Origin of the sequence: Carboxylicivirga fragile, from assembly GCF_050589805.1 — a bacterium.
Classification (GTDB): Bacteria; Bacteroidota; Bacteroidia; order Bacteroidales; family Marinilabiliaceae; genus Carboxylicivirga; species Carboxylicivirga fragile.
In genome coordinates this window covers 69,456-80,566 of record NZ_JBNGOY010000025.1, presented here as the reverse complement: position 1 = coordinate 80,566, position 11,111 = coordinate 69,456, and the positions used below count along the sequence as shown (strand labels likewise).

At 38.5% G+C, this 11,111-nt stretch carries 10 protein-coding genes; 9 read left to right on the top strand and 1 reads right to left on the bottom strand.

What is annotated here, in order from left to right; genetic code table 11:
* The first annotated feature begins 125 nt into the window (after positions 1 to 125).
* The 3 genes from ACRD7B_RS12615 to ACRD7B_RS12605 all read left to right on the top strand — a co-directional run bounded on the left by ACRD7B_RS12615 (position 126) and on the right by ACRD7B_RS12605 (position 1,947).
* Entirely contained in the window at positions 126 to 869 is a 744-nt protein-coding gene (locus ACRD7B_RS12615) for a carbon-nitrogen hydrolase family protein (protein ID WP_430824927.1), read from the top strand.
* A 104-nt stretch (positions 870 to 973) separates the two neighbouring features.
* A complete protein-coding gene (locus ACRD7B_RS12610; RefSeq protein ID WP_430824926.1) occupies positions 974 to 1,402 on the top strand; it encodes a pyrimidine dimer DNA glycosylase/endonuclease V in 429 nt (142 codons plus the stop codon).
* Positions 1,387 to 1,947: a lipocalin family protein gene (locus ACRD7B_RS12605; protein ID WP_430824925.1), complete on the top strand. Its 561-nt coding sequence runs from the start codon at positions 1,387 to 1,389 to the stop codon at positions 1,945 to 1,947. Before ACRD7B_RS12610 ends, ACRD7B_RS12605 begins: the two co-directional genes overlap by 16 nt.
* Before the next feature lie 27 nt (positions 1,948 to 1,974).
* Here ACRD7B_RS12605 and ACRD7B_RS12600 read toward each other — a convergent pair whose 3' ends face one another.
* Positions 1,975 to 3,984 (bottom strand): glycoside hydrolase family 97 protein, encoded by a 2,010-nt coding sequence (locus tag ACRD7B_RS12600; protein ID WP_430824924.1) that lies wholly within the window; start codon positions 3,982 to 3,984, stop codon positions 1,975 to 1,977.
* Between the two features lie 708 nt (positions 3,985 to 4,692).
* On the opposite strand from ACRD7B_RS12600, the gene ACRD7B_RS12595 reads away from it, so the two are divergent.
* Genes ACRD7B_RS12595 through ACRD7B_RS12570 form a run of 6 tightly spaced genes read left to right on the top strand, consistent with a single transcriptional unit; the run spans position 4,693 to position 11,087 of the window.
* Positions 4,693 to 5,652 carry an AAA family ATPase gene (locus ACRD7B_RS12595; protein WP_430824923.1) on the top strand — a complete coding sequence of 320 codons (960 nt, stop codon included), beginning with the start codon at positions 4,693 to 4,695 and terminating at the stop codon, positions 5,650 to 5,652.
* 9 nt (positions 5,653 to 5,661) lie between these two features.
* Positions 5,662 to 6,579 (top strand): DUF58 domain-containing protein, encoded by a 918-nt coding sequence (locus tag ACRD7B_RS12590; protein ID WP_430824922.1) that lies wholly within the window; start codon positions 5,662 to 5,664, stop codon positions 6,577 to 6,579.
* Entirely contained in the window at positions 6,558 to 7,052 is a 495-nt protein-coding gene (locus tag ACRD7B_RS12585; protein ID WP_430824921.1) for a DUF4381 domain-containing protein, read from the top strand. Before ACRD7B_RS12590 ends, ACRD7B_RS12585 begins: the two co-directional genes overlap by 22 nt.
* The gene (locus tag ACRD7B_RS12580) at positions 7,045 to 8,019 is read left to right on the top strand and encodes a vWA domain-containing protein (RefSeq protein ID WP_430824920.1); all 975 of its coding nucleotides are present in this window, start codon (positions 7,045 to 7,047) and stop codon (positions 8,017 to 8,019) included. Before ACRD7B_RS12585 ends, ACRD7B_RS12580 begins: the two co-directional genes overlap by 8 nt.
* Positions 8,020 to 9,753, top strand: a complete 1,734-nt coding sequence (locus tag ACRD7B_RS12575; RefSeq protein ID WP_430824919.1) for a VWA domain-containing protein — start codon at positions 8,020 to 8,022, stop codon at positions 9,751 to 9,753.
* A complete protein-coding gene (locus ACRD7B_RS12570) occupies positions 9,747 to 11,087 on the top strand; it encodes a hypothetical protein (protein WP_430824918.1) in 1,341 nt (446 codons plus the stop codon). The genes ACRD7B_RS12575 and ACRD7B_RS12570 overlap by 7 nt, the downstream gene beginning before the upstream one ends.
* Positions 11,088 to 11,111: the final 24 nt, after the last annotated feature.

Here is an 11,111-nt window from a genome sequence, read left to right as displayed (position 1 = left end):
TGATAAATCATTTTGCTAATTACAATGGTTAATGCCGATACAAAAGCACAGATTGATTTTTTTATCAATCGTTTTGGTTTGTAAACGGTATTACTATATTCGCACTGTCCCAAATCGATACACCTATGATATTTGCAGCTGCTCAATCAAATCCTGTCCAAGGAGCCATTCATGATAATGTAGAAGAGCATTTTCGTTTAATACATCTGGCCGCTCAACATAGTGTTGAACTGTTGATATTTCCTGAATTATCCGTAACGGGTTATGTGCGAGAGCAAGGCCACAAGCTAGCGCTAACGGAGTTTGATGCAGCCATTAACATATTGGTAGATAAAGCCGAAGATTATAACATGCACATTGTAGCTGGCGCGCCAATCTATAAAAATAAACAATTACACATTGGTGCCTACATGCTTGGTCCTAATGATTATTTAGACATGTATACCAAACAGTTTCTTCACGATGGAGAGGAAAAATTTTATGTGCCATCACAGCAAGAAGCTCCAATACTTAGCCTCAATGATGAGCATTTTGCTCCTGCTATTTGTGCGGATATCGAACACGAGGAACATCCGCAAAAGGCATCGCAGGATGGAGCCACTATTTATTTACCCAGTATATTTTATACACCAGCAAGTATCGAAGGAGCCCATGGAAAGCTTAGTGGGTATGCACAAAGAAATTCAATGGACGTGCTAATGTCTAATTATGTAGGAAGTTGCTATGGAGCGGAAGCTGGTGGTAGAAGTGCCTTTTGGAACAATAAAGGAGACCTGCTTGGAGAGTTAAACGCTACTGACAGTGGTGTATTGGTTATAGATAAAAGCGAAAGTAAATATCAAGTATCAGCCCATTATCTTTGTGATTAAATTTTAGTAACCTGTCTGCTTGAAATGCGTTGTTTGTAATTGGAATGATCTTATTTGACTCTTTCTTGTTATAGTTATTGTAATAATAAATTAAACAAAAGAAGATGAGAATTTGGTCGCTTCACCCAAAATACCTTGATGCGAAAGGACTTGTTGCATTATGGCGTGAAACCTTGTTAGCTAAGAATGTCTTAGAAGGTAAAACGAAAGGCTATAAAAATCACCCGCAACTGGATCGTTTCAAAGCAACACTAAAACCTATTAATTCGATTAATTACTATTTGCAGAAAGTATGGGACGAGGCAAATACTAGAGGCTATAACTTTGATAGGACTAAGTTTGTTGAAATAGAAGCGGTGGAATTTATTGATGTAACAAATGGACAAATGGATTTTGAAATTCAGCATCTATTATTAAAGTTAAAAAAGAGAGACATACAGAAATACAGTACGTACATAAATAACGATCACTTTGATGTACACCCATTATTTAAAATTATTGCAGGAGGAATTGAGGAATGGGAAAAAATATAGGTTTAGGCTTGGTTATGGTCTTTTTATTCACTGCATGTAATGGTCAAGAATCGATGATTGATAAAACAGTTGTAAAAGAATTAGATATCAACCGGTACTTGGGTACATGGTATGAAATTGCACGATACGATCATCGTTTTGAGCGTGATATGGTTGGTGTTACTGCTAATTATTCATTTCGTGCCGATGGCAAATTAAAGGTGATTAATTCTGGTTATAAAGGATCACTTAATGGGGAGCGATCTGAGGCCATAGGAAAGGCAAAAATCCCTAATCCAACTATTCCCTCCAAGCTAAAAGTATCTTTCTTCTGGATCTTTTATGGCGATTATTTTGTGCTAGATTTAGATAAGGATTACCAATGGGCGCTTATCGGTAGCAGCTCTGATAAATACCTTTGGATATTATCGAGAACACCCATTATTGAAGATTCGCTGTATGAAGAATTGCTCGACAAACTTGTGAAAAGAGGTTACGATGTGAATCAACTTATTAAGGTGGAGCAATTTAAAGATGAGGTAATAAAAAACACCTCCCAACGGTGAGAGGTGTTTTGAGTATTTTTAGTTGGTTTATTTTCTACTTTCCTTAAAAACAATTGCTTGGCCTCCTCCAGATGCAAGTTTAAGCATTAATGTATCATCTTTTTTGAAAGTGGCAGTTTGAATGGTGTAATCCGTTGCGTTTGTTTCCCAATGAGTTGTTTCGGCATCGGCGTAGATGATAGCATCGTACACTTTACCAGCATCCAGAAAATCGAGATTGATATCAATTTCTCGAGCTTCTTCATTAGTGGCGCTTCCCAAGTACCAGGTACTACCACTTCTTCGAACCATAGTTATGTATTCGCCAATTGATGCATTTAGTATTTTGGTTTCATCAAAATCTACATCCAAATCATTCAGGAATTTCATGGCAGGGTGGTCAACGTAATTATCGATTATATCACTTGCCATTTGCAGTGGGCTATATAAGATCACCGAAAGCGCCAATTGCTTGGCCAATGTTGTATGTACTCTGGTTACGCTTAAATCATCCGTATTCCAAGCAACACGTTCATTCTTGAAATTAGTAAGCATTACATCAAAGGTACCCGGGGTATAATCAACCGGACCGCCTAGCATACGTGTAAAAGGAATGATTAAAGTGTGTGATGGTGGATTACCTGTGCTCCAGGCATTCCACTCCATACCTCTTACACCTTCGCGTGTCATCATGTTTGGCCAAGTGCGGCGTTTGCCAGTGGCTTTAATGGGTTCGTGGGCGTTTATCATGATACCGTACTTAGCTGCTGTTTCAACAACCTTTTGATAATGGCGAACCATGTATTGACCATGGTGGTGCTCACCTCGAGGATAGATACCTCCTGCATAACCTGTTTTCAAGGCTCTAATTCCTAATTTCTGACAAAGTTCAAAAGCGGGCACCATTAGTTTTTCGTAGCCCTCGGCATCACCGCCAGTTTCGTGATGCATAATTAAATCAACATTATTCGTTTTGGCATATGCGGCAACTTCTTCCAGATTATAATCAGAAGCCGATGATACATGGTCAAAAGCATCCTTTGCTCCCCATTTATCCCATCCAGAGTTCCAACCCTCAATAACGACTCCACCAATGTTATTTTCAGCTGCAAAATCGATGTAACGCTTCGAATTTTCGGTTGTGGCTCCATGCCTATCGCCTTCCACCCAAGTCTCAGTACCAATGTGCATGCCCCACCAAATACCAATGTATTTCATTGGCTCAATCCATGAAGTATCTACTATTTTACAGGGCTCATTTAGGTTAAGTATTGTATTAGATTCTACTAGTTGTGCAGCATTATCGGTAATTAAAATGGTTCGCCATGGTGTTTTGAATGGGGCAGAGGCCTTAACTTTTGTGCCATCGGCCCAAGGTACTAATGTGCTTACGTAGGTATTGCTACCTTCTTTTAATTGAAGTGTCATTCCAGCATAATCGGTGAGGGCTGCTTCGTGCAAGCTAATATGTGTACCACTCTTACTGCGCATAGTTATTGGCGTATTCACATGAGTTGCTTCTGATACGAGTGTTTTCTTATATAGCTTTTCATATGTGTCGTAATCGGCTTCGATCCACCAGCTAGTGTGATTATCTGCTAAGGCAAATTCGCTTAATTCATCCAATATAACAAAGTCGGTCAAATTTTCCTGTTCAGGGAAGACATATCGGAATGCTACACCATCGTTGAACACTCGAAATATAAGGTGAAGCTTAATTTTACTAGTTTCATGAAGAAGTCTAACTTCTAATTCGTTATACTCATTATGTATTTGTTTATTCGGCCCCCATGGCGCAGTCCATTCTTCATCGTGCGATTTATTTTTGGTGCCAAGAATTCTAAATTTGCTGTCTAGTGCTCCTTGTTCTTTAAAATTAAAGCCAAGTAATGAAGGTTGAATTATTATTTCCTTGCCTTTAATCACCGAATACATGGTTTGTCCTTCATTGTTTTCAAAATTGAGCTGAATGTTTGAATCAGGCGAAATAAGAGTCTGTTTGCTAAATGTGCAAGAGGCGAAAAGCGTAATAAGTACTGCTAGATAAATTAACTTCATAATGTGGATTTTAGAAGTATGCAAAATACTTAGAATGGAAGAGATAAACAATGTGATGAAGTGTTAAGAGGAAGGTTTGCAGTGAATTAAGTAATTGTTTGCTTTGAATTTGCTTTCCGCAATCGTTTGAGGAGTATCGAGAGAATACTGTAATGGATTTGGTTTTTGTGAAGATTGTGCCAAATATAAATTTGGCCGGCTAAAACGGCTTGATAAACGCGATCGTACAAAATATGGTATGAGTGACAATCTAAAATATTATTACGGATAAAGCAAGTCAATGTTTTTTTAGAAAAGAATCGGTGAACTTGTGTCATTTGTGGTTCGGTCATTTCGATATATCGAAGTTTCTGTTTGCACAATAAAATTGAATTTAAAAGGGAAAGTTTCTATTGGATTAATACGAAGAAATTCAAGATGGGATGTTCCGAATTACATTTATTTTAATGCCGATCTTGTTGGGCGCTTTGATTGACTTGATGTAAAATATGGATAAGGTCTGTATTGGCAAGTATGATTTTATCCAATTGCTATTACTTGTGCCTATAAGCATTGTTAAGTGACGCTTGAAATAATGGTTAATTCATCTAATAGTGTAGTATTACCCCTTTCTAATAACAATTCATTTAGGTATATTGCTGTGTGTATATGAAACCGTAATATGAATATCATTTATGGGCTGTACCCATAGAAACTAGATATAACCTTATGAATGCTCTAGAGAAAATCAAAGAACTGCAAAATAGAATTAACCAATCCATTATTGGTCAATCGGGAGTGGTTGAAAAAATATTGGTGGTCTTTTTGGCTGACGGCAATTTGTTATTAGAAGGCCTACCTGGTTTGGCCAAAACCAGAGCTATAAAAAGTTTGTCAAAAGAGTTGCGAGCTAGTTTGTCACGTATTCAGTTTACACCTGATTTATTGCCATCTGACATTACCGGCACAGAGATTTTTCAACCTGAGTTAAAGGATCCTTTTGTTTTTAAGAAAGGTCCGATATTTGCCAATCTGGTTTTAGCTGATGAAATAAATCGTGCTCCGGCCAAAGTACAGGCAGCTTTACTTGAAGCTATGGAAGAGCGTCAGGTAACTGTCGCTGGTAAAACTTATAAAATGGAAGATCTATTTCTTGTGATGGCAACTCAAAATCCAGTGGAACAAGAAGGAACTTATCCCTTACCCGAGGCGCAGATGGATCGTTTCCTGATGAAAATCCTGATGGAATACCCCGATAGTGAATCAGAAGAGAAGATACTGGAATTAGTTAGTGCTGAAAGTCGTGGAGAATTCATTACTAATAAACCCATTTCGCAGGAGGTGGTTTTTAAAGCTCGCGAAGAAATCAAGAAAATTGAAGTGTCGAAAGCCTCTCGTAAATACATTGTTGATTTAATTAATGCCACTCGTAATCCTTCTAAATACAGTGAAGATTTGGATAGGTGGATCGATTTTGGTGCTAGTCCACGCGGAACAATAGCGCTTGAGAAATGTGCCCGTGTCATGGCCTGGCTAAATGAACGAACTTACATTGAACCAGATGATGTTCGTGAGGTCATTCATGAAGTATTGCGTCATCGCTTAATTTTGAGCTACGAGGCCAATGCTCAGCGTGTAAGCCCTGATCAGGTTATTGATGAATTAGTTAAATCTGTTGCCGTTTTATAATTCGACCTGATGAAACAGCTTCCAAAGGAAATAGCATGTACTCTTGATGAATTGATGCGCCTCGAGTTTATGGTTAACGACTTTAGTTTGTTGCCGAGGCAGCCGGTTCATAGCGTGTTGTCGGGAAAACATGCTTCTAAGCTGCGAGGTAGAGGTTTGGATTTTTCCGAGTTACGCAAGTATGTATATGGCGACGATATTAGAAACATTGATTGGAAGGTAACGGCCAGAACTAAACAAACGCACACTAAAGTTTTTAACGAAGAAAAAGAACGTCCTTGTTTTGTTATTGTTGATCAAAGCTCGTCCATGTTTTTTGCTTCAGATGGAGCAGTGAAGTCTGTTGTGGCGGCGCAGATGGCAGCCATAAGTGGTTTTAAAGTACTAAAGGCAGGCGATCGCATTGGTGGTTTGGTATTTGGAGATAACAGTTTTGAAACCATACAACCCAAACGCAGCCGAAAAAATCTAATGCACTTGCTTGAAAGCATAGTAACAAAGAATCAAGCCTTGGTTGATCGCAGAAAAGTGCAGGACAAACAAGATATCATCAATAAAGTATTGTTTAAGGCCAAAAACGTAATTACTCACGATTATGTGGTGGTAGTGATTAGTGACTTCAGCAACATCAACGAACAAGGTGTGCAATACCTCACGTCCATAGCTCAGCATAATGATGTAATTGCTGTAATGATCAATGATAAAATGGAAATTAATCTTCCCGGTGGAGCTTTACCTGTTACGGATGGGGAATTTCAGGTGATGATAAAAGATAGCGATAAGCACATTAAAAACTTTGAAAAGGCTGCTTCTGAAAATAGAACAGCTACCATTGACTATTTCCGAAAATATGGGATTCCATTTATGGAGTTCAACACCCACGATTCACTAGTTGAACAAATTAAATGGATATTTGGAAAACGATGAATGAACTTGATACTAATACGATAGGTGAATTAATGGAACCGGATCCAATTGGTTTTAGCTTGGCAGCTCCAGGTTGGACAATACTATTGGTGCTTTTTCTGTTAGCCTTGACGATATTTGCTTTGTGGAAACTTTATAAATACAATAAGAATAAATACAGGCGCTTGGCCTTAGCAGAAATGAGCGCCATTGATTTTGAACAAGAACAGTACAGTGTTATTATTTACAATACCCTTAGCCTGTTAAAACGAGTTGCAATTACAGCCTACGGAAGAGATAATTTAGCTTCGATTCAAGGATTACAATTCTTACGATTTCTTCAAACCAAAATAAAAGGACCAGGTTTTTCGGAAGGAAGTGAAAAGATATTTACCAAACATATTTATGAAGGTAATCAGGCCAGTGTTTCGTCGGAACAACTAGAGTTGCTGCAAATTGAGAGTATTAATTGGATAAAAATGCATCATGTTTGAATTTGCTAATATTTGGGTATTCTGGTTATTACCATTGCCAATTCTAGTCTACTGGTTATGGCCTCCAGTTCATCGCAAAGCGGAAGCACTGATGGTGCCCTTTATTAATCAGGCTGCAGAAGCTACTGGAGATAAACTGCGACGACATGCCTGGATATCGAGACGAAATATTTTTCAATGGATTATGCTGCTGCTTGTTTGGATATCATTTATTGTAGCCTTTGCGCGTCCACAGATTGTAGGTCAACCTGAGATGAAAGTGAAAACTGCCCGTAGTTTTGTTATTGCGGCTGATATTTCGTTTAGTATGGCCAGTAAAGATTGGGTAGTTGATGGCAACCGATATACACGATGGGAAGGCGTTAAACAAGTATTGGGCGATTTTATTGAAACACGTGATGGTGACCGATTGGGACTTATCTTTTTTGGTACAAATGCCTACGTTCAAACACCCCTTACCACAGAATTGGAAGTGGTTAATTGGTTTTTGGATGAAACGGATGTGGGAATGGCCGGACAGATGACCAGTGTTGGAAAAGCCATAGGAATGAGCATGAAGTTATTTGAGCAAGACACCATTGTTAATAAAGTGATGCTCTTATTAACTGATGGTCAGGATGGTGGAAAAGGAATGACACCCATAGATGCCGCTTATCTGGCAAAGGCCGATAGTGTAAAAATCTACACCTTAGGCATTGGTGATCCCGATGCTCCCGGTTCCGATCTTGATGAAGCCACTTTAAAAGAAATAAGCCAAATTACAGGAGGAAAATACTTTAGGGCAATGGATCAAGCTCAACTGCAGCAAGCCTCTGAAGAGTTGGAAACGTTGGAACCAATGGAGTTTGAAGAAGAGGACTATAAACCGATCACTCACCTTTACTTTTATCCATTATTGGTGGCTATAGGTTTAGCTTTTATTTTAATCATTATTCGGGTTATCCTGTCACAATTTAAAAAGCAATAAATGGATTGGATAGATATAAATACCGAACTCTTTCATTTTATGCGACCGCAGTGGCTTTGGTTATTTGTGCCCATGCTTCTGCTTACGCTTCTTGTATGGTTTGGAGGAAAAGAAAAACATAAGTGGAAGAAAAGCATAGCTCCTCATCTCTTACCTTATATGGTAATCAAGGGTAGCCGTTTTGCTATTTTAGGACCACTCATGGCTTTTATTGTAGCTGTTTCACTAATGATAATTGCTACGGCTGGGCCTACATGGAAAAAAGTGGAGGTTCCCGGAACTAAAAGCGAAGCTATATTGATGATTGCACTTGACTTATCTCCATCCATGTTGGTTGAAGATGTTTCGCCCAACAGATTAGAACGGGCGAAATTTAAAATACAGGATTTATTAAAAGCCAATCCAGGTTCAAAAGTTGGCTTAATCGCCTTTTCAGGAACGGCTCATACCGTTATTTCTCCCTGTACCGATTATCTATTGGTAAGCTATCAGCTGCAATCATTAACGCCATATATTATGCCTGTTCAAGGAACAAATTACAAGCATATGCTGGCATTGGCAGATATAGTAATGAGTCGAACGGAGGCTCCAAGCACCTTACTACTAGTCACGGATAATATTGAAATCGAACAGACCCAACTTTTACTTGATTATGCTGATAACTCAAACAACCGAATTGAAATATTAGCAATGGCAAGCCTTCAGGGAGGAAGGATTCCAGGTTTAAGCAGAGGCACATATTTCAAAGAAAATGGTGAATTTGTTATTTCTCGATTAAATCAAAACGAATTATTTCGCTTACAAAACCACCCAAAAATAAATGTTAATCCACTAAGCTTGGGTAAAGAAGATGTTGAAGCTCTGGCTAAAATGGTGAAGAAGAATTTAGAATATAGAAGTGCTGATACCGATAGTGAAGAAGAATGGGAAGAGAATGGTTTCCAATTGCTTTGGATTTCTTTCATCATCCTGGCTTTATGGTTTAGAAAGGGATGGATGGTGCAATGGTGTATCGTACTGGTATTTTTCTCTTCATGTAATACTCAGATTAACTCATGGGACGACCTCTGGTATACCAAGGATTATCAAGGGCAACAGGCCATGGAATCGCAGAATTATGAAAAAGCCTCAGCTGATTTCGAATCCTATAGTCATAAGGGTGTTGCGCTGTATAAGGCAGGTGATTTTGAAGCTGCCATCGAAGTATTTAAGCAAGATACCAACGCCTTATCCATGTATAACCTAAGTCTGGCCTACGCTGCCAATGGGCAAAATGATCTGGCCATGGAAACACTTGAACTGGCCGAAGGTCTTTCTCCGAACAATGCAGCCATAAAAAGAGCAAAGCAAAATAACCAACGCCTTATTGCACAAATGGATTCCTTGGCCAAAATGAATCTGGATTCAGCTATTACCTTGAAGAATAAAAATGATTTGGGTGAATTAAAAGAACGAAAGGCGGCAAGCAAGGATGAGGAATTATCAGCCGATAACGAAGTAAAGGAGCTGCCTAAAGCTGGTAATCGGGTGACAGATGAAGAGGAAACAGGCATGCGAAAGGCTGATGAAATGGAAGCCCCGCCAGAAGATTATCAAGCGCAAAAGGCAGAAAATGCTAAGAATGTTTTATTGAGGGAAATATCAGCTGATCCATCAGAATTCTTGAAGCGTCGTTTTAAGTATCAGAAAAAGAAGTATTACTCTAACGAAAAGCAACCTCAGAAATTATGGTAAGAATAGGCATTATCATAGCTTTATTGTGGTTGTGCTTTACAGGAAAGGCACAAAAAGTCGATGCATTTGCTCAGGCCAAAAGTAACCGTTCTTCTGTGCTGCTTGAGCAACCTTTAAAGGTGACGGTAACTGTCTTCACTGCTACCTGGTTTACCCAACCACTTCAGATTGAAAACTTGCAAGTGGACGGAGCTTTTGTGCAATCTTTTAAGCAAACACAGAGTGCCATAAAATATGTTGGCAAGAAGAAATTTGCCGCACTTGAATTTTATTACATCGTTTTTCCTTATCGGGATGGTGAGTTAGAATTTCCAGCTCTTAACATCATTACCGAAACACCTGCTGTGGGGGACTTCAAAGGAAAACAAGTGAAATTAACTACAAAAGCCTTAAAAATAAATGTTAAGCCCATTCCGAAGGATGCAGACGCGGAGCATTGGTTAGTCGCTAGTAACGCTCGAATTTCTGGCAAGTGGAACCAAAGTATTAATTCCCTACAAGTGGGTGATGTACTTAAACGAAGCATCACAATATCTGCCAATGGCACCTTGCCATCATTCATTGATGAACCACAGATTGATGATGTCCCATTTGGAAATATTTACAGGTCCGAACCTAAGTATTTCGATGATCGAGATAATAAGTCAGTTAATGGAAGAAGAATAGATACATATTCCTATTTATTGGAGAAAAAGGGTGCATTTACCATTCCGGAAGTTGAATTGACTTGGTATAATCCTTACGTTGGAAAATTCTATAAACGGAAATTACCCGAAGTAAAAATTAACATAGTCGAAAATGCTGATATGGCGAGTTTAGTGAGCTTAAGGGATTCCTTAAACGCACTTAATCCGGTTCTGGTAAATGAGGAGCTGAGACAGGAAGAGGAAGCAGACTTTAAAAAGTGGGCTTGGCTGGCTGTCTGCGGAATTTTGGGACTCTTTATGATTTATATTATTACTAAGATTGGTGTAAAAATAAGTGCATCCATAAAAAGTAAAAAAGCTCAATACAAGAATAGTGAAGCCTTCTGGTTTAAAAAATTAATGTCGGAATCAGACGAAAAGGCATTTTTAAAAGTGATTTATCAATGGTTGGATCATTCAGGTTTTAAAATGAAGAATAAAACCATTAGTCGATTTGTAGAGGAAAACAAGTCCGCTCATGAATCATTTCAAAAATTAAAGAAGAATAACTACTCAAAGGAATCACCTCAAACCATAAAACTGAATGAAGTAAAATCAGATACAAAAATACTAAGAGAACGTTATAAGGCATATGTTACTCTAGCTGATGTAAAGACCAGTTCTCTTATCAATGAAATAAATCCCTAATCGGCAGAATGATTTTGCAAGTTT

What these genes read in the sequence shown, in the direction of transcription:
- ACRD7B_RS12590 (WP_430824922.1), top strand. Translation starts at nt 5,662, where the DNA reads ATGAAACAGCTTCCAAAGGAAATAGCATGTACTCTTGATGAATTGATG.
- ACRD7B_RS12595 (WP_430824923.1), top strand. Translation starts at nt 4,693, where the DNA reads ATGAATGCTCTAGAGAAAATCAAAGAACTGCAAAATAGAATTAACCAA.
- ACRD7B_RS12600 (WP_430824924.1), bottom strand. Translation starts at nt 3,984, where the DNA reads ATGAAGTTAATTTATCTAGCAGTACTTATTACGCTTTTCGCCTCTTGC.
- ACRD7B_RS12580 (WP_430824920.1), top strand. Translation starts at nt 7,045, where the DNA reads ATGTTTGAATTTGCTAATATTTGGGTATTCTGGTTATTACCATTGCCA.
- ACRD7B_RS12610 (WP_430824926.1), top strand. Translation starts at nt 974, where the DNA reads ATGAGAATTTGGTCGCTTCACCCAAAATACCTTGATGCGAAAGGACTT.
- ACRD7B_RS12615 (WP_430824927.1), top strand. Translation starts at nt 126, where the DNA reads ATGATATTTGCAGCTGCTCAATCAAATCCTGTCCAAGGAGCCATTCAT.
- ACRD7B_RS12585 (WP_430824921.1), top strand. Translation starts at nt 6,558, where the DNA reads ATGGATATTTGGAAAACGATGAATGAACTTGATACTAATACGATAGGT.
- ACRD7B_RS12570 (WP_430824918.1), top strand. Translation starts at nt 9,747, where the DNA reads ATGGTAAGAATAGGCATTATCATAGCTTTATTGTGGTTGTGCTTTACA.
- ACRD7B_RS12575 (WP_430824919.1), top strand. Translation starts at nt 8,020, where the DNA reads ATGGATTGGATAGATATAAATACCGAACTCTTTCATTTTATGCGACCG.
- ACRD7B_RS12605 (WP_430824925.1), top strand. Translation starts at nt 1,387, where the DNA reads ATGGGAAAAAATATAGGTTTAGGCTTGGTTATGGTCTTTTTATTCACT.